The sequence below is a fragment of the Neobacillus sp. NPDC093182 genome (genome assembly GCF_044754045.1).
This window is the reverse complement of sequence record NZ_JBIVOI010000001.1, coordinates 296,678-313,918: the sequence shown is the minus strand read 5'-3', so window position 1 is coordinate 313,918 and position 17,241 is coordinate 296,678. Positions and strand designations below refer to the sequence as shown.

The following is a 17,241-nucleotide window of genomic DNA, read 5'->3' as shown; positions in this document are numbered from 1 at the left end:
TGATATAATTTAGACAATTGTGCTTAGAAATTATACCTTTCAGGGGGGGAGAAAGATGAAAAAACGGCGATTAGTCATGAGGACAACAATCCTCGTTATTCTTGCTGCGGCCGTTGCCTACACGCTGTATGCCAACTTAACAAAGGATAATAGAATGAAAGTGGCAGTTGGCAAACAAGCTCCTGATTTTGTATTGGTTGATATGGAAGGTGAAAAACATAAACTTTCCGATTATAAAGGACAGGGAGTATTTTTGAATTTTTGGGGAACATGGTGTAAACCGTGTGAAGCGGAAATGCCTTATATTAATAATCAATATAATCATTATAAAGACAATGGTGTTCAAGTATTGGCAGTTAATGTCAGTGAGTCTGAATTAGCCGTAAATCAATTTGCAGAGCGAAAGGAGCTAGACTTTCCTATTGTCATCGATACCGACGGACAAGTTCAGGCTGCATATGGAATTAACCCTCTTCCAGCAACATTTTTGATTGACAAGGATGGGAAAGTGGTTAAATATCATACAGGAACATTAACAGAGTCAACGGTAAGGGAGTTTATGGAGAAAATTAAACCTTAAGGGTTTGTAGGGAGTTTTTTGCAATGAAAGATATTAAATGTGAATGCGGACATGTTAATCCACATGGAACCGTATTGTGTGAGGCATGCGGTAAGGTTTTTGATGAACAATCAAAAGATAAATCGCTGCTGGATATGCGCTACGAAGGAAGTGCCCGCCGTTCACAAACATATAATAAAACCATTGTTGATAAAATATGGAACTTTTTTTCTTCTGTTAAGGTAGGTGTGTGGCTCATCGTCATCACTCTAGTTGCTTCTGCGGCTGGGACGATTCTTCCACAGGAAATGTACATACCTCCTACTATGCCGGCAGAAGAGTATTATGAAGATCAGTATGGTTGGTTTGGAAAATTATACTATGAGTTAGGCTTTAATAATTTGTACAGCTCATGGTGGTATTTAGTATTAATCGCGATGATAGGCATTTCTCTTGTCATTTGCAGTCTAGACAGGGTGGTGCCATTGTATAAGGCACTAAAAGCCCAAAGAGTAACAAGGCATGAGGGTTTTTTAAAGCGCCAGCGTCTGTTTGGAACAAGTGAAAACATTGATGAGCAAGATATCGCAGCTGTTAAACAACGATTAAAGGCAAAACGCTATCATGTAAGAGAAGAAAACGGAGATTTACTTGCTGAAAAGGGGCGTTTTTCTCGTTGGGGTCCTTATGTGAACCATGTGGGATTAATTATTTTCTTAATCGGCGGTATACTGAGATTTGTTCCAGGAATGTACATTGATAAAGTGTTATGGCTGCGTGAAGGTGAAACCAAGGTTGTCCCTGAAACAGATGGACAATATTATGTAGCAAACGAGAAGTTTATTCTGGAAAATTATGATAAGGAAAAGGACAAAACCTTTGAAGCTGCGATTGATCGTGCTGGTATGGTAGTGAAAAATTATCAGACAAACGCAGTGCTTTATAAAAGAGTAGGACCAGCTATTCCAGGGGAAAAGCCAGAATTAGAAAAGGTAAAAGAACACAAAATCAAAGTCAATCAGCCATTAAAATTTGAAAAGTTTGCTTTATACCAAGTAGACTACAAATTGGATGAACTAAATACAATGTCCTTCTCATTAACAAACAAAGCGAGCGGGAAAACCTTTGGAGACATAAAAATAAATCTTTATGACCCAAATCCGAAATATGACCTAGGAAATGGATATCAGGTTGAAGTTTTGAGTTTTTTCCCAGACTTTGAATTTGCAGAAAACGGGGAACCTACAACAAAATCAAGGATACCTAATAATCCTGCCTTTGTGTTCAAAATGACTTCACCGGAAGTACCAAATGGGGAAACGAGTTTCGTTGCCATTCAGCAAACCATTGAGCCATTAGGTGATAATCAATACAAAATGGCATTCAAAGGGATCGAAACCAAAAATGTTACGGCCTTAACTGTTCGAAAAGATTTAACGATTTGGATCATTGTTTTAGGCGGAATTCTCTTTATGATTGGTGTCATCCAAGGTGCTTATTGGAACCATCGGAGAATTTGGGTACAAAACAAAAATGGTGAAATCTGGATTGCTGCTCATACGAATAAAAATTGGTATGGTCTAAAAAGAGAAATTGAAAGTGTACTCTCTGAAACGAAAATTAATATTCCTAATGATCAGATTCAAAATGAAAAAGTGGATAAGGAGGGAGTCTAGTTGGTAACAATAAGTAGTAATTTACTTTATATTGCATTTGTTCTTTATTTAGTTGCGACCCTCTTCTTTGGTGGAGCCATCAAGGCTAAAAAAGATATTGAAGAAAAAAAAGGTACAAATCGCTGGGGGAAAATTGCCGTTTTTATAACAATTGTGGGCTTTATTTCTCAGGTGGGATATTTTATTACAAGATGGATCGCTGCTGGACATGCGCCTGTAAGTAATCTATTTGAGTTTACAACCTTTTTCGGAATGTGTCTCGTTGGTGCATTCATAGTCATTTATTTTATTTATCGGACACCGCTCCTTGGGTTGTTTACAATGCCTGTTGCGATACTTGTTATTGCTTATGCAAGTATGTTTCCTAGAGATATTTCGCCATTAATACCTGCGCTGCAAAGTGACTGGCTTCATATCCATGTTACAACGGCAGCTTTAGGTGAAGCGATTTTAGCAATAAGCTTTGCTGCCGGATTGATCTATCTAGTAAAGGTAATTGACCAATCTAAAGCAAGTAAGCGAACTTTTTGGCTTGAAACAGTGATGTTTGGGTTAGTAACTACACTTGGATTTGTTCTTGTATCTACTTTGTTCTCCGCTATGGAGTACAAAGCAGAATTTAATTGGATTGATAAGAATGACCAAGCGGCGACAATTGAATATACAATGCCAGCTCTTACTGGTCCTCATGAAGGGGAACTTTTAACAAAAGGGAAATTTGAACCGCTCATTGAAATGCCTGCAATCATAAATGCAAAGAAAATGAATTCTGTTATTTGGTCATTTATTGGTGGTTTTATTCTTTATGGGTTATTAAGATTAATACTAAGAAAACGAATTTCTGCTGCACTTCAGCCTTTAGTTAAAAACATTAATCTGGATTTTGTGGATGAAATTAGCTATCGGTCAGTACTAATAGGTTTCCCTGTATTTACCTTAGGGGCATTGATTTTTGCGATGATATGGGCACAAATTGCCTGGACAAGATTTTGGGGCTGGGATCCAAAAGAGGTATGGGCATTAATTACGTGGTTATTCTACGCAGCCTTTTTACACCTCCGTCTTTCAAAAGGATGGCATGGGGAAAAATCAGCATGGCTTGCGGTCATTGGTTTTGTCATTATCATGTTTAACTTAGTGGCTGTAAACCTAGTTATCGCAGGACTCCATTCTTATGCTGGATAATCAAGATTTTAATTTTATAACCTTTACTTTTTCCAAGTAAAGGTTATTTTTCAAATAATAAGTTAAAAATTAGTTGATTTGTCAAAATTTCGACACTATTTGCAAGGACAATTACGTTTAGTTATAGATTAAAATAGTCACATTTTGTAAAATAACAGCATGGGGGGGATTATTAATGGATAAAGACGTAAAAATTTTAGTAGTAGATGACGAGGAAAGAATTCGTCGATTATTAAAAATGTATTTAGAGCGTGAGGAATACTCGATTGATGAAGCAGAAGATGGGAATGAAGCCTTAACGAAAGCGATTGCAAATGATTATGATGTAATCCTTTTAGACTTAATGATGCCTGGTAAAGATGGTATAGAGGTATGCCGTGAATTAAGGGAAAAAAAGGCTACACCTGTTATTATGTTAACAGCAAAAGGTGAAGAGGTAAACCGTGTACAAGGGTTCGAAGTGGGTACAGACGATTATATTGTTAAACCATTCAGCCCTAGAGAAGTAGTGCTGCGGGTAAAGGCTCTGTTAAGAAGGTCTTCTCAAACTAGTTATCTGCAAACAGATACAACAACGAAGGATGTTATAGTGTTCCCGCATTTAACAATTGATAATGACGCACATAGAGTTCTGGCGGACGGTAAGGAAGTAAGTTTAACTCCAAAAGAATATGAATTATTATATTTCCTTGCTAAAGCACCTGATAAAGTATTTGACCGGGAGCAATTACTGAAAGAAGTATGGCATTATGAATTTTTTGGAGATTTACGTACAGTTGACACACACGTAAAGCGTCTTCGTGAAAAGTTAAATAAAGTCTCTGAGCAGGCAGCAAGAATGATTGTAACAGTTTGGGGAGTTGGTTATAAATTTGAGGTAGTTAATGAATGACCTTTTTACGAAGTGTTGTTGGTAAACTCTGGTTTACCATAATATTTTTGGTTGCCTTTATCCTTTTCATCTTAACGGTTATGCTTCTTGAGTTTTTCGAGAATAACACCATTATGGAAACCAAAAATGATTTAACTCATCAGGCTGAGAAAATAGCTAAAGTATTGGAAAATCATCCAGATGAGCAATTTCCTTTAGGATTAGAAATCTTTTGGGAAATTATTGATGAGGTTACAAATGTGGTCATCATTAAAAATGACCAGGAAGTCTATTTCTCTCCCAACTCGGAAAAATCAGTGAAATTATCGGCACCAGACATCCGAAATGATGTTGAATTGTCCAAAGTTTTTGAGGAAAACAGAACAGTAGAAAAAGTCTCAAAGCTTTCTTCTAATGAATCAGAAAAAGACAGTGCAAAATATTCAATCATCGGTGTTCCGCTGCACATGGATGATAGACAAAATGGTGCTGTGTTTATCTATCAATCCTTGGAGGTAGTTGAAGAAACTACGCATTCAACAACTAATTTTATATTACTTGTTGCGGGTGTCGCAATTATCCTAACAACTATTTTTGCTTTCTTTTTGTCTACTAGGATTACAGCACCATTAAGGAAAATGAGAGAAGCAGCTTTTGAAGTAGCAAGAGGGAAATTTGATACAAAAGTACCGATTTTAACGCATGACGAAATTGGGGAACTTGCCACAGCCTTTAACCAAATGGGGCGTCAATTAAAGTTCAATATGAATGCCCTTAGCCAGGAAAAAGAGCAGCTTGCGAGCATTTTAAGTAGTATGGCTGATGGTGTAATAACCTTTAATCGTGATGGAACGATCTTGATAACCAATCCTCCAGCAGACCGCTTTTTGCAATATTGGTATTATGAAAAAGGTGGACCTGGTTCCACTTCTGAAGAAATACCAACAGAAGCAATGGAACTTTTTCAACGAGCTGTTGATACGGAGAAAGAGCAAGTAGGGGAAATTTCTCTTCAAGGCCGCCATTGGGTCATTCTGGTCAGCCCGCTTTATAGTAACCGATTTATTCGTGGAGCGGTAGCTGTACTTAGAGATATGACAGAGGAACGGGTATTAGAAAAGATGAGAAAAGACTTTATTGCAAATGTTTCTCACGAGCTTCGGACACCTATTTCCATGTTACAGGGCTATAGTGAAGCGATTGTAGATGACATTGCTGAATCACAGGAAGAGAAAAAAGAGATGGCTAAGGTCATCTATGATGAATCATTAAGGATGGGCAGACTTGTTAATGAGCTGCTTGACCTTGCTAGAATGGAAGCAGGACATATTCAGTTAACACTTGATGAGGTAAACCTCCACTCCTTTATGAATAGAATCGTCCATAAATTTCAAGGGCTGGCTAGAGACAATGAAATTCACCTAAGTGCTGACCTAGAAAATAATATACCCAATATATTATTTGACCCCGATCGGATTGAACAAGTTCTGACCAATTTAATTGATAATGCTATCAGACATACTCCACAGGGTGGATCAGTTAGATTACTTGTAAAAAAGGATGATTTTGGCATAAGAGTGGAAGTGTCAGATTCAGGTTCAGGTATACCGGAAGAAGATTTACCATTCGTTTTTGAACGTTTTTATAAAGCGGACAAAGCACGTACTAGAGGAAGAGCTGGTACTGGGCTGGGACTAGCTATTGCGAAAAATATTATTGATGCACACCGAGGGCATATTTCGGTACAAAGTAAAATTGGACAAGGAACGACATTTACCTTCTTACTTCCACGAAAATAAGAAAAAAATGGCGATTTCTCTTGATTCACGGGGAACATTTTGAAAAACGCAAAACTCATCTATTTACTGGTGAGTTTTTTTGTTTTTTACAGTTCTTAATGTAGCCTTCACTTTTTGGCATAAAAAGTCTATATTTAAAATGTGAAACTTTTTGTACATAAGTATCGACTAATTCTATGAACGGGGAGGGGAATGGATGGACTCCGTTTTCGATGAACTATATCAAAAATATCATCATGACGTTTTTCAATTTTTATTTTATATGGTAAGAAACAAGGAACAGGCAGAGGATTTAGTACAAGAAGTATATATCAGGGTGTTTAAATCCTATCATCGTTTTGAAGGAAAGAGCAGCGAAAAAACGTGGCTTTTTTCTATCGCACGGAATGTCGCAATTGATTCATTTCGAAAGCAAAAGGGATGGAAGGGCAGACTGCTTGAAAAGTTTGATTGGTCTTCAAGCCAAGTAAAAGATGAATACCCAATTCCAGAAGAAATTATGGTTCATAAAGAAGAAGTCAAATGGATTTATCAGTGTTTAGAGCATTGTACAGTGGATCAACGTTCTGTAGTGATATTGCGTTTCTTAAATGATTTATCTATTACCGAAACTGCCGAAACATTGGGGTGGACAGAGAGTAAAGTGAAAACAACACAGCACCGCGCATTAAAGGTTTTAAAGAAGTATATGGAAATGTTTAATGAAAAGGAGGGATTAGAAAGTGAAAAAGTCAGAGTGGAGCGATAAGCAGCTCGAAGAATTACTAAGGCAAATGCCCAAAATACAAGACCATCGCAATCCTCGTGACATATACCAAAATCTTTCTATAAAAAAGAGAAAAAGACCGGCGTGGCTAATTCCAGGTTTTGCAGCTGCAGCGGCCTTACTCCTATTCTTCTTATTAGTTCCTAAAATGTTGAATGGAACACAAAATTCTTTTGATAGTGCAAAACAGGAAGAATCTTCAAGTGAAGCAAAGATAAGCCAGTCTGATGATCACTCATCGCTTTTGATGAAAAAAGAAGATCGTATATCAGGTTCTGAACCTGAAATGGGGATAACCGAAATCAATAAAAATGCTTTATATGATGATGAAGTGGATGATGGAACTGTAATCACCTATTGGATTCCTGATTCGCAGGCACAAAATGTAGTACCTATATCCATTGTTGTTACTCCGGATAATAATAAGAATTGGTTAACTATTTTTACAGAATCAATGGAATTATTAAATGAAGAGGAATGGGGATTATCTGATTATTATCCTGTAAATGCCAAGTTCGAATTGGATGATACTAAGAATACGGTCATTGTTGACGTACCTAAAAATCATCCATATGGGCAAGGTTCTACTGCTGAATTGAATTTTATAACCACGCTTAAGAAAAATATAGCTTCGAACAGCAATGTAAATAAAATTATGCTAAAAACAGATGGTCAGCCCGGTATAGAACTTGGTAATTATGGCGTACTGCAAGAATTAGAAGTAAAACCAGAAGGAAAACACGCTTATTTCTTTTATACACCTGATGGGATGGAAACCACCTACCTCGTCCCTTCGGCTGATACGTATCAAGATATTAACGCTGCTTTCGAAGCAATGAAGACAGATCATCAAGAGCTAGGTCTAGCAGCCTCTTTAGTGCCTTCCTTCCCTATTAAGGAGGTTACAACCAAAGAAAATAATTTAATCATCACCCTGGATGAAAACGCAGCAATGGAGAATAACTTGGAAACCGTGTACTCCTATGAAGCTATTTTATTAACTGCTAAGGATTTTGGGATTGATACGATAACGGTTTTGAATGCCCCTATTCAGCTTTTAGGACCATTTGATTTAACGAAAGAAATGAAAGTTCCACTAGCGCCGAATCTTCGTCAAATCCAATAAAAATGTGTTAAAAAGATTGACCATAACAAGGTTAATCTTTTTTTGTGTATAAAAATCCATTTGTCTCCAAATTATAACAAGTATGTTCAACCGCTCTCATCAAACTATAAGTTCTAAACTTAATTAAGTTAACATATGGTTTGTGGAGGAGAGGACAAGATTAAGGAGGAAAAAAATTAAATGCGAGACTACATAAGGCGGCTTTTAATCGCCGCAATTATGGCGCTTTGTGTCAGTTTATTATTTTTAGGAGGTAAACAGACGGAAGCGAGTATGCGGGATTCACAAGAAATAAAAGCTGGATGGATATGGCCCACGGATGGTGTCGTATCTGATACATATGGGACAAGGCATGGAACACATAAAGGAATAGATATTGCTGGGAGTCTTAATTCACCTATAGTTGCTGTAGAGGATGGCGTAGTTGGTAAATCCTATTATTCGAAAACGTATGGGAATGTTGTCTTTATTAAGCACCCAAATAATTTTGTTACTGTTTATGCTCACTTAAATAATCGACTTGTTAATGAGGGGCAAGCGATTAAACAGGGTGATAGAATTGGAACCATGGGGAGAACGGGTGAATCTACAGGCGTTCATCTCCATTTTGAGAGTCATCAAATCGAATGGACCTATGATAAGAAAAATGCTATCGATCCCGAAAGGCTTCTTGGCAATGCTGAGGTTGGTGTGGCAGTAAAAGGCGGCATGGCTAGTAACATAGAAAGCCTAGTTGCTAGTACGAATGTAAATAGTGATAAGGCCCATTATATTGTACAAGCAGGAGACACACTGACTTCTATAGCAAAGAAAAGTAATCTTACAGTTGAAAAGCTAAAGGAAGTTAATCAATTAAAATCAGATCTTATCATGCCTGAACAAATTTTAGTTATCTATAAATAACTCACCCGCGCTAACCATCAAATATGTGTTAGCGCTTTTTTCTTTTCATAACTAATTATTATTAGTATAATTAAAAAGAAATTAAATATCGATCTATCTTCGGGGCAGGGTGAAATTCCCGATCGGCGGTATTAGAGTAAAACTCTTGAGCCCGCGAGCCGTTATGGCAGGATTTGGTGTGATTCCAAAGCCGACAGTATAGTCTGGATGGGAGAAGATGGAGGTTCTGCGACGTTCAAAAAATGCTGGTATTTTGAACGTTTATTAAGAGTGCCTTTGTAAACTCCCTCAAGATATATTTCTTGAGGTTTTTTATTTTACTGGGACACCTTAAAAGCTGCTGAACCTCTCTTCCTAACTTGATGGATCAAAGAGGAGAGAGGAAAAAATGAAGAAAAACATGAGTGTCAAAGCAATTGTATCAATTGGAATGCTGAGCAGTATCGCATATCTTTTAATGCTGATAAATTTCCCGCTCCCGCCATTCCCAAATTTCTTGTTCATTGATTTTAGCGATATCCCAGCATTAATCGCAGCTTTAATTTTTGGACCTGCTGCAGGAATATTAGTCGAGTTTTTCAAAAATGCCCTTAATTATGTAGCTACTGGAAGTGCAACAGGAATTCCGGTTGGGCATATTGCCAATTTTCTAGCTGGTATATTGTTTGTGCTGCCTACTTACTATGTTTACAACAAAATGAAAACCAGAAAAGGAATGACACTTGCACTGATTGTCGGAACCCTTATTATGGCGGTAATGATGAGCGTTTTAAATTACTTGTTTATTTTACCGGCTTATACTTCGCTGCTGCAGTTCCCTGACATGCGTAATTTAGTAGTACCTGCAATCTTACCTTTCAATATCATTAAAGGCATAATGATGTCTTCAATATTTATGCTGCTATTCATTAGAATGCAGTCATGGATCAATAAATTAACCATTGTAAAAAGTGCTTAATATACTAAAAGTAAGAAACCAGGCGCGATCCCGGTTTCTTATTTTTATTTTATATGAATAAATAACCCCCGCCTAAGTCGGCGGGGGCAGCAGCTTAACAATATTTTAATGACAAAATATTATTCGAATTTAGTTGCGTTGCCTTCAAACGGTTCATCAGCAACTTTAATTGAATCTGTAGGACAGCCTTCGAAAGCATCCATCATGTCATCAATTAATACATCAGGGATTTCAACAATACCCTCATTATCATCAAGAGTTACAAATGCAATACCCTCATCATCATAATCATAAATGTCTGGTGCTGCTGCGCCGCATGCTCCGCATGCAATGCAAGTTTCTTTGTCAACAATCGTATACTTTGCCATGAAAAAAAAACCTCCCAATAAAATAACTTACTACATTCCATATATTATGGAAACGCATTACTCACTCCTATTGTAAAACTCTAAGAGTAACTTTTCAATAGAAAAATGCTCTATAGGATTTGGATTCCGCTAATCCTCCACAATTTTTAGCAGCACGACCGTCTGTTTCATGATAGAATAAGGGATAGAAAAATAGGTGATTTTGTCGATTATAAGCAAAAAGTGGTGGAATGAAATGTGTAAAATTGAAAACATTTTGTTATATTGTTTAAAACAATTAAATGGTGAACGAACAATTTATTCCATCTATCATCTTTTAAATGGAAAAAAATCATCACAAACACTTCAGGATGCACATTTATTTTCACTTAAAAGATACTTTCGGATACTTGAACCATTAACTCGAGAATCTTTTGAAGAGATTTTTAATCACTTAATTGAAAAAAAACTGGTTGAACCATGTGGGGAACAAAGATTTCTACTTACCTCAGCTGGCGAAGATTACTTAATAAATCATTCACAGCCCTATTATGTAAATGGCTGGCGGTATCAACCCTTTACTTTATTAGTTTGGGAAAGACTCTCGTTATTAGTACAAGTAACTTCAAATTTTACATTCCAAGAAACGAAATATATCCCAATCCAAAAAAATGTGGACGTTCATAACTGGTTAAAGGGTTTTCTAAAGTCTGCCTCTATACCCAAGCGAGAGCTGGGAAAATCCCTTTTTTCGGAATTAGTTAATATTTTTGAACAGGCAAGGGATGTCAATCCAGACGTCTTAATCTTTCGATTAACGGGATACAAGCAAATTGGGTTGACCTCGTCCCAAATTGCGAAAAAGTTAAATATAGATTCAACACACTATCATCTCGAATTTATTAATTCAATTCATTGTTTACTTCATTTTGTTGAAACTGATCCTTTTCGCTTTAAAGTGTTATCATCGCTGCTTGCTAATTTAGACCAAAAGGATTCCTTAACACTTTCGGCTCGTAAAACCCTGGTGCTTTTAAATCAAGGCTTTACCGCTGAGGAGATCTCAAGCATTCGGAATCTAAAAATAAGTACGATTGAAGACCATCTTGTAGAGTTTGCTTTGAATGTTAAAGATTTTTCTATTAACTCATATGTAGATGAAGAAATTCAGCTTAAGATTTTAGAAATTTCAAGGCGAGAATCTACTAGGGAGCTTAAGGTAATTAGGAACACTTTAAAAACAGCTTCCTACTTTCAAATCAGACTCGTTCTTGCAAAGTATGGTGATAGACAATGGAATTAGAAAATCTTCTTAATAAGTATTTTGGGTATCAAACCTTTAAAACCGGGCAAAAGGAAGTGATTTCTTCTCTGCTTGGAGGGAACCACACGATTGCAATGCTTCCAACAGGCACTGGAAAATCCTTATGCTACCAACTGCCAGGGTATTGTCTAGAAGGTCAAATCTTAATCATTTCTCCTCTGTTATCTTTAATGCAGGACCAGGTGGAACAATTAATGAAGTTTGGCGAGAAACGGGTCATTGCATTGAATTCTTTTCTTGATTCGGAGAAGAGAGGATACGTATTACGGAATTTAACAAAATATAAATATATTTTCGTTTCGCCAGAGATGTTAAGCTTGCCTATTATTATGAACAGGCTGCAGGCTCTTACTGTTTCATTATTTGTAGTAGATGAGGCACATTGTATTTCACAGTGGGGCTACGACTTTCGCCCGGAATATTCGAAGTTAGGAGAATACCGGAAACAATTAGGGAATCCCCTAACCCTCGCTTTAACAGCAACAGCAACCAAAAAAGTAAGAGAGGATATTATTCAATCTCTCGACTTACAGAGTTTTACTAAGATTGAATCAACGATAGACCGGCCTAATATCGCTTTTTATATTGAAGAAGTACCTAACTATTATGATAAACAATCTCGTTTGATAGAATTAGTTCGACAGCTTCAAAAACCGGGAATCATTTATTTTTCAAGTAAGAAAATGGCTGAACAAATGGCTTCTCTATTAGCGGAAAAGGGTATTACTAAAGCCATGGCTTACCATGGAGGCTTAGACCAGGAACAAAGAATCTTAATACAACAACAATTTATTCATGGACAACTCGATGTAATTTGTGCAACAAGTGCTTTTGGAATGGGAGTTAATAAGGAAAATATAAGATTTATTATTCATTACCATATGCCAATGCAAGTCGAATCTTACCTGCAGGAAATTGGGCGGGCAGGACGCGATGGTGAGGATAGTATTGCGATTTTACTATATTCTCCAGGAGATGAACAGCTTCCAGTACAGCTGGCAGAAAGCGAATTACCGTCTGAGCTGCAAATTGACTGGCTATTTTCATATTTTCCAAAGGAAGAAAATCTGAATGACCATTTTCTTAAAATGAATCAGCATTTACGAGAAGATGGGGGGTTCTCGGAGGTTCAGTGGCGGATTATTCAAGACTTTATCAAAAAGCCTGTAGCTTTTTCAAACTTAGAACAAGCAAGACAGAGCTTGAAGGATTTTGTTAATGATAGATTAAAGGTTAAGAAGGACAGTATTCATTATTTAAAAAAGTGGATTAAATCCAAATCGTGTAGAAGAGAATTAATTCTAGATTATTTTGAAGAAGAGCCTGTTGAGGGAAATAAACAGAATTGCTGCGACGTTTGTGGAATTCAGTTACAAGAATACGAAGCAGCGGATAATGTCCACAACAACACTGTTAACGAAGAAATGTGGAAGGATTATTTAGCCAATATTCTACTAAATCGTGAGTTGAGTATATGAAAAATAAATATAATGAACTAATTAAAGGATTAACCGATAGAGAACTGCTCTCTCATCTATATATGACCCAAATCTTACTGCTTGGCATTACATTTATTTTAGGCATTCTATTATTTGATCATTTTTCATATTTGCAAACCATTGACTTTTCTGATGTGAGAATTTTGTTAATTGGCGTTCCAGCAGGTGCAACTGTAGTCATTGTAGATATTATATTAATCAAATTACTACCAAAGTCTTTTTACGACGATGGAGGTTTGAACGAAAGAATTTTTAAGAATAGAAGTGTTTTTCACATAGCTTTGATTGCAGCATTTGTTGCATTCAGTGAAGAGCTGCTTTTTCGTGGTGTCATCCAAACGAAGGTTGGATTAATTCTTGCAAGTCTTATTTTTGCCATTATACATTATCGATACCTTTTTAATTGGTTTTTATTTTCTAATATTGTCATTCTTAGTTTTTTTATTGGCTCCGTTTATGAATGGAGTAACAATTTAGCTCTTACGATGATCATGCATTTTACAATTGATTTTTTATTAGGGCTTTATATTAAATATAAACTCACCATAGATGTCGATGAACAGGAGGGACTGCTTCATGAATAAAGAAGAACCTTTTAGAAGCCAGGCGGAACGGCTAAAACGGCGAATTGAAAAAATTAATGAAGAAACAACTGAGGTTCGTGACCAATTACCTCCGAGGGAACAAATTCATAGGGAAAAAAGAAAGAAAACAAAATGGAAAATAAAGTATCCAATTATTCGTATCCTGGTATTATTTTTTATTCTTCTTCCTATCGTTATTTTTAGTGCTTACTCGTATCTTGAGGAGGGAAAAGGCGGTAAAACTGAGAAAGTCACCGGTGACTCTTCTGGATATGAAGTCATTAACTTTGAAAAACCTGAAACGGAAAGTACGATTGAAACCGAAGTAGAGGAAAAAGAAAACGCCCCTGTGGAGGATGACCAAGAGGCTATCGAAGTTCAAAAGTCTATCAGCCAGGATGCTCCAATTGAGAGTCCAGCTTCTGAACCGACTCCTATTAGCGGGCAAGGCACCGATAAAAATGTTGAACCTGCGCCTTCAGTCATTTATCATACAGTTAAATCGGGAGAAAATCTTTATCGAATTTCTTTGAAATATTACCATTCAAAAGCTGGAGAGGATATTATCCGGAAAGCCAATAACATGAAAGGTAATGAAATTTATTTAGGTCAAGTTTTAAAAATTCCATTAAATAAGTAGCCGATCATTTTTTGGTCGGTTTTTTTTATGTAATTTTTCATATTTTATCGGACAAGTTCATATTTATGTTACTGAGGTGGTTGATAGTATGGATAAACCAATACGTTCACTGGAGTATACTGATGAGGCAACGAAACAAATGCTGGAAAACGTACGCAAAAGGAAAATTAAATTTGATACAGCCAAAAGATGGCATTATTTAACCATCTATTCTATGCTCCTTTTTGCATTCCTATTTTTTAGTTATTTCTATTTTATGATTGCTAAACAATACTCTTATTCTTTCTTTGCAATGTTTTCAGCCTCTGTTAGTGACGCCGTAAATATCGGTTTATTTGCCATTACAGCAATCCTGTATGGGGCGATGAATGTCTTAAGGCAGCAAAAAGATAAAAAAGAAAAAGAATACCAGGAATTAAGGTGCGAAATCGTAAATCGCAGCAAGGATCTTTGGAAGAAAGAAGAGCATTGGAAAAATCGCCATCTTGATTTTGAGGTAATGAAAAAAATCTATGACATTAATCTTTATCACGAAAAAAAATAAGAAGCAGCGATAAACTGCTTCTTCTGGCATTTTTAAAAAAACTTCTTTTTACCTTGTTCGTCTTTTAATATTTCTACTGCTTCACGGAAGCGCTGCGAATGAACAATTTCACGTTCGCGCAGGAATCTAAGACCATCATTTAAATCAGGGTCATCACTTAGATTAATAATCCATTGGTACGTGGCCCTCGCCTTTTCTTCTGCTGCAATATCTTCGTAAAGATCAGCAATCGGATCACCTTTGGCTTGTATATAGGAAGCTGTCCAAGGTACTCCTGCAGCATTATGGTAAAATAATGCATTATCATGGTTGGAATAATGGTCTCCAAGACCCGCTGCTTTCATCATTTCTGGGGTGGCATCCTTCGTTAGTTTATAAATCATGGTGGCTATCATTTCTAGATGTGCGAACTCCTCAGTGCCAATATCAGTTAATAACCCAATGACTTTATCAGGTATAGAATATCTTTGATTTAGATAACGTAAAGCTGCTGAAAGCTCACCATCTGCCCCACCATATTGTTCAATTAGATATTTGGCTAAAGTTGGATTGCAAGTACTAACTCGAACTGGATATTGAAGCTTCTTTTCGTATATCCACATGTACAGAATTACCTCCCTCAGTTTATAAATTTAGATTAAACTTGCCAAGGCCATGGAGGATCGTTCCAATTCCATGGGTGTCCCGAGTAGCTGTTGCCAAACTGCAAAAGGGGTCCAAATTGACTTTCAAAAGCCTTTTTTAACGTTTTTCTTTCTTTTGCATAATGATTAAATTGCTTAATGGCCTCGAGATCGTCCGGATGTGTATCTAAATACAATTGTAATTCAACTAAAACAAAGTCTACTGCTTGAAGCTGCTCTAACATCTGATAATATTCGGCTGGAATTTGTTTCATCGTGGCACTCCCCCCGTTGCTTTCTCAAAAGGGTTGAAGTAAGGATCATAAAATGGTTTCCATAGTGTCCCTGCTTTTAATGCTTCAAGTGGTGTGAATTGTGGAAGATTTGGAGGTTGAAAACCGATATAAAGATTCGGCGGAGTAGAATATACTTTTTCTGGTATTGGTTTGCAGGGGTCAAACGGACTGACGACGGGACAGTATGATTTATAATGTGTAAACATTGTCTCCCTCCCTTAGTAAACATCAATAATAAATATGATAATTTTCAAGATTCATGACATAATACTTGAGATAAAAAGGATAATTCAATGTTTTGTTGAACTATAATTAGGAAGGTAGGATATTCCATAGAGGTGAGCTGGAAGAGCAAGGTTTCCGGATTTTAAGTATTCAGGAGGATTAGTAAATTGAACCGGAAAGAAATGAAATCCTTCTCATACAATGTATGGGAGGGATTTTTGTGTTGAGGATAATCTGGCGGATATTTTTTATTTTTCTGTGTGGATATTTATTTATTGAATGGTTTCCAATTACTGATCCATTACATTTTTCTGATATTTTGGTTGGGCCGATTATTTATCCATTGGAATTTTTTGCTGCCTCATTAGCTTTATTCTTCGGATTATTCGTTAGTGTACAACTATTTAAAGAGATACTCAATCTTACAATAAAGGGAGAAAAGAAAAGACGGAGTAGGCATTAGTCCTTTTTAGTTTTAGTTTTCTTTATGGTATGATTTCCATAGAACATTTTAGAATGGAAAAGGGGAAATGAATGATTATTATTCTTGTTTTACTTTTAATACTAGGAGTAGCCTTAATCTTGTATATGGTAAAAGAAGCATTCCTAAATCACGTAGTACCACATGAAATGACCTTTGAAGATTTTCCAGAGTCGTTCGGTTCGGTATCAATATTTTTTATCTCTGATATACATAAGCGCCTTATTTCGGATGAGATTATCAATACAGTTAAAGGGAAAACTGATATTGTAATAATTGGCGGGGATTTAATGGAGAAAAAGGTTCCTTTTGAAAGGGTTAAGCAAAACCTTGAGAAATTAAAACAGGCTGGTCCAGTATATTTTGTTTGGGGTAATAATGATTATGAAGCGGACTTTCGTAAATTGGATGCCATTCTTTTGGATTCTGGAATAAAAGTATTGGATAATACTTCAGCTATCTTTGAATCTAAAAATGGCGATAAAATATCTTTGCTTGGTGTGGATGAAGTAGGTAAAGGGCGAGACAGATTGGACTTGGCGTTGTTAGATGCCGAGAATAACAGTTTTAAAATATTGGCAAGTCACTACCCAGATATCACAGACAAAATATTGCCCGAACATAATATTCGTCTTGTGCTAAGTGGTCATACTCATGGAGGACAAATACATATTTTGGGTTACAGTCCATATAAAAAAGGGAAAGTAGAAAAATTAGATAATACTACATTATTAATTAGTAATGGCTATGGTACAACAGGGATCCCGTTAAGGCTAGGTGCACCTGCACAATGTCATTTAATTACCATTAAAAAGGGTTAGTTAATTTTCTCAAG

20 protein-coding genes and 1 riboswitch are annotated in these 17,241 nt (G+C 36.4%); of the genes, 16 read left to right on the top strand and 4 right to left on the bottom strand.

Translation table 11 applies throughout. The annotated features are described in order from the left end of the window. The first annotated feature begins 55 nt into the window (after positions 1–55). From resA to ACIQAA_RS01610, 9 genes are all read left to right on the top strand, one after another. Positions 56–580: a thiol-disulfide oxidoreductase ResA gene (resA, locus tag ACIQAA_RS01650; RefSeq protein ID WP_402614108.1), complete on the top strand. Its 525-nt coding sequence runs from the start codon at positions 56–58 to the stop codon at positions 578–580. A gap of 23 nt (positions 581–603) precedes the next feature. Continuing rightward, on the top strand, positions 604–2,235 hold the full coding sequence (resB, locus tag ACIQAA_RS01645; RefSeq protein WP_402614106.1) for a cytochrome c biogenesis protein ResB: 1,632 nt from the start codon (positions 604–606) through the stop codon (positions 2,233–2,235). Then, positions 2,236–3,420 (top strand): c-type cytochrome biogenesis protein CcsB, encoded by a 1,185-nt coding sequence (gene ccsB / locus ACIQAA_RS01640; RefSeq protein ID WP_402614103.1) that lies wholly within the window; start codon positions 2,236–2,238, stop codon positions 3,418–3,420. It begins immediately after the preceding gene. A 175-nt stretch (positions 3,421–3,595) separates the two neighbouring features. Further along, the gene (locus tag ACIQAA_RS01635; RefSeq protein WP_402614101.1) at positions 3,596–4,312 is read left to right on the top strand and encodes a response regulator transcription factor; all 717 of its coding nucleotides are present in this window, start codon (positions 3,596–3,598) and stop codon (positions 4,310–4,312) included. Beyond that, positions 4,309–6,090, top strand: coding sequence for an ATP-binding protein (locus ACIQAA_RS01630; RefSeq protein ID WP_402614098.1), 1,782 nt, complete (start codon positions 4,309–4,311; stop codon positions 6,088–6,090). Before ACIQAA_RS01635 ends, ACIQAA_RS01630 begins: the two co-directional genes overlap by 4 nt. Before the next feature lie 196 nt (positions 6,091–6,286). Then, positions 6,287–6,838 (top strand): RNA polymerase sigma factor SigX, encoded by a 552-nt coding sequence (sigX, locus tag ACIQAA_RS01625; RefSeq protein WP_402614095.1) that lies wholly within the window; start codon positions 6,287–6,289, stop codon positions 6,836–6,838. Then, a complete protein-coding gene (locus ACIQAA_RS01620; RefSeq protein WP_402614093.1) occupies positions 6,813–7,982 on the top strand; it encodes a hypothetical protein in 1,170 nt (389 codons plus the stop codon). Before sigX ends, ACIQAA_RS01620 begins: the two co-directional genes overlap by 26 nt. A 180-nt stretch (positions 7,983–8,162) precedes the next feature. Continuing rightward, positions 8,163–8,885: a peptidoglycan DD-metalloendopeptidase family protein gene (locus tag ACIQAA_RS01615; RefSeq protein WP_402614090.1), complete on the top strand. Its 723-nt coding sequence runs from the start codon at positions 8,163–8,165 to the stop codon at positions 8,883–8,885. A gap of 91 nt (positions 8,886–8,976) precedes the next feature. Next, positions 8,977–9,108: riboswitch (FMN riboswitch) on the top strand. 165 nt (positions 9,109–9,273) lie between these two features. Next, positions 9,274–9,843: an ECF transporter S component gene (locus ACIQAA_RS01610; protein ID WP_402614087.1), complete on the top strand. Its 570-nt coding sequence runs from the start codon at positions 9,274–9,276 to the stop codon at positions 9,841–9,843. A gap of 119 nt (positions 9,844–9,962) precedes the next feature. Here ACIQAA_RS01610 and ACIQAA_RS01605 read toward each other — a convergent pair whose 3' ends face one another. Continuing rightward, the gene (locus tag ACIQAA_RS01605) at positions 9,963–10,211 is read right to left on the bottom strand and encodes a ferredoxin (RefSeq protein ID WP_306073531.1); all 249 of its coding nucleotides are present in this window, start codon (positions 10,209–10,211) and stop codon (positions 9,963–9,965) included. 235 nt (positions 10,212–10,446) lie between these two features. On the opposite strand from ACIQAA_RS01605, the gene ACIQAA_RS01600 reads away from it, so the two are divergent. The 5 genes from ACIQAA_RS01600 to ACIQAA_RS01580 all read left to right on the top strand — a co-directional run bounded on the left by ACIQAA_RS01600 (position 10,447) and on the right by ACIQAA_RS01580 (position 14,781). Beyond that, positions 10,447–11,493 carry a YpbB family protein gene (locus ACIQAA_RS01600; RefSeq protein WP_402614084.1) on the top strand — a complete coding sequence of 349 codons (1,047 nt, stop codon included), beginning with the start codon at positions 10,447–10,449 and terminating at the stop codon, positions 11,491–11,493. Further along, entirely contained in the window at positions 11,484–12,992 is a 1,509-nt protein-coding gene (locus ACIQAA_RS01595; protein WP_402614081.1) for a RecQ family ATP-dependent DNA helicase, read from the top strand. Before ACIQAA_RS01600 ends, ACIQAA_RS01595 begins: the two co-directional genes overlap by 10 nt. Further along, complete coding sequence (locus ACIQAA_RS01590) at positions 12,989–13,597, top strand: CPBP family intramembrane glutamic endopeptidase (protein ID WP_402614079.1); 609 nt, start codon at positions 12,989–12,991, stop codon at positions 13,595–13,597. The genes ACIQAA_RS01595 and ACIQAA_RS01590 overlap by 4 nt, the downstream gene beginning before the upstream one ends. Next, positions 13,590–14,237 carry a LysM peptidoglycan-binding domain-containing protein gene (locus ACIQAA_RS01585; protein WP_402614077.1) on the top strand — a complete coding sequence of 216 codons (648 nt, stop codon included), beginning with the start codon at positions 13,590–13,592 and terminating at the stop codon, positions 14,235–14,237. Before ACIQAA_RS01590 ends, ACIQAA_RS01585 begins: the two co-directional genes overlap by 8 nt. A gap of 88 nt (positions 14,238–14,325) precedes the next feature. Next, on the top strand, positions 14,326–14,781 hold the full coding sequence (locus ACIQAA_RS01580; protein ID WP_402614074.1) for a DUF2663 family protein: 456 nt from the start codon (positions 14,326–14,328) through the stop codon (positions 14,779–14,781). A 32-nt stretch (positions 14,782–14,813) separates the two neighbouring features. Here the strand turns inward: ACIQAA_RS01580 and ACIQAA_RS01575 are convergent, their stop codons facing one another. From ACIQAA_RS01575 to ACIQAA_RS01565, 3 genes are read right to left on the bottom strand one after another with little or no spacing between them, the layout of a single operon-like run. Further along, a complete protein-coding gene (locus ACIQAA_RS01575) occupies positions 14,814–15,383 on the bottom strand; it encodes a manganese catalase family protein (protein WP_179596466.1) in 570 nt (189 codons plus the stop codon). A gap of 35 nt (positions 15,384–15,418) precedes the next feature. Continuing rightward, positions 15,419–15,679, bottom strand: coding sequence for a spore coat protein CotJB (locus tag ACIQAA_RS01570; protein WP_402614072.1), 261 nt, complete (start codon positions 15,677–15,679; stop codon positions 15,419–15,421). Then, positions 15,676–15,906: a spore coat associated protein CotJA gene (locus ACIQAA_RS01565; RefSeq protein WP_402614069.1), complete on the bottom strand. Its 231-nt coding sequence runs from the start codon at positions 15,904–15,906 to the stop codon at positions 15,676–15,678. Before ACIQAA_RS01565 ends, ACIQAA_RS01570 begins: the two co-directional genes overlap by 4 nt. A gap of 239 nt (positions 15,907–16,145) precedes the next feature. Here ACIQAA_RS01565 and ACIQAA_RS01560 point away from each other — a divergent pair, with 239 nt between their 5' ends. Further along, positions 16,146–16,388, top strand: coding sequence for a hypothetical protein (locus tag ACIQAA_RS01560; protein WP_402614066.1), 243 nt, complete (start codon positions 16,146–16,148; stop codon positions 16,386–16,388). Positions 16,389–16,459: 71 nt separating this feature from the next. Then, positions 16,460–17,227, top strand: a complete 768-nt coding sequence (locus ACIQAA_RS01555) for a metallophosphoesterase (RefSeq protein ID WP_402614064.1) — start codon at positions 16,460–16,462, stop codon at positions 17,225–17,227. Positions 17,228–17,241 lie beyond the last annotated feature (14 nt).

Coding starts and splice junctions, on each gene's coding strand:
- ACIQAA_RS01635 (WP_402614101.1), top strand. CDS start 3,596: ATGGATAAAGACGTAAAAATTTTAGTAGTAGATGACGAGGAAAGAATT.
- ACIQAA_RS01630 (WP_402614098.1), top strand. CDS start 4,309: ATGACCTTTTTACGAAGTGTTGTTGGTAAACTCTGGTTTACCATAATA.
- ACIQAA_RS01610 (WP_402614087.1), top strand. CDS start 9,274: ATGAAGAAAAACATGAGTGTCAAAGCAATTGTATCAATTGGAATGCTG.
- ACIQAA_RS01590 (WP_402614079.1), top strand. CDS start 12,989: ATGAAAAATAAATATAATGAACTAATTAAAGGATTAACCGATAGAGAA.
- sigX (WP_402614095.1), top strand. CDS start 6,287: ATGGACTCCGTTTTCGATGAACTATATCAAAAATATCATCATGACGTT.
- ACIQAA_RS01565 (WP_402614069.1), bottom strand. CDS start 15,906: ATGTTTACACATTATAAATCATACTGTCCCGTCGTCAGTCCGTTTGAC.
- ACIQAA_RS01555 (WP_402614064.1), top strand. CDS start 16,460: ATGATTATTATTCTTGTTTTACTTTTAATACTAGGAGTAGCCTTAATC.
- ACIQAA_RS01605 (WP_306073531.1), bottom strand. CDS start 10,211: ATGGCAAAGTATACGATTGTTGACAAAGAAACTTGCATTGCATGCGGA.
- ACIQAA_RS01575 (WP_179596466.1), bottom strand. CDS start 15,383: ATGTGGATATACGAAAAGAAGCTTCAATATCCAGTTCGAGTTAGTACT.
- resB (WP_402614106.1), top strand. CDS start 604: ATGAAAGATATTAAATGTGAATGCGGACATGTTAATCCACATGGAACC.
- ACIQAA_RS01595 (WP_402614081.1), top strand. CDS start 11,484: ATGGAATTAGAAAATCTTCTTAATAAGTATTTTGGGTATCAAACCTTT.
- resA (WP_402614108.1), top strand. CDS start 56: ATGAAAAAACGGCGATTAGTCATGAGGACAACAATCCTCGTTATTCTT.
- ACIQAA_RS01600 (WP_402614084.1), top strand. CDS start 10,447: ATGTGTAAAATTGAAAACATTTTGTTATATTGTTTAAAACAATTAAAT.
- ACIQAA_RS01570 (WP_402614072.1), bottom strand. CDS start 15,679: ATGAAACAAATTCCAGCCGAATATTATCAGATGTTAGAGCAGCTTCAA.
- ACIQAA_RS01580 (WP_402614074.1), top strand. CDS start 14,326: ATGGATAAACCAATACGTTCACTGGAGTATACTGATGAGGCAACGAAA.
- ACIQAA_RS01585 (WP_402614077.1), top strand. CDS start 13,590: ATGAATAAAGAAGAACCTTTTAGAAGCCAGGCGGAACGGCTAAAACGG.
- ACIQAA_RS01615 (WP_402614090.1), top strand. CDS start 8,163: ATGCGAGACTACATAAGGCGGCTTTTAATCGCCGCAATTATGGCGCTT.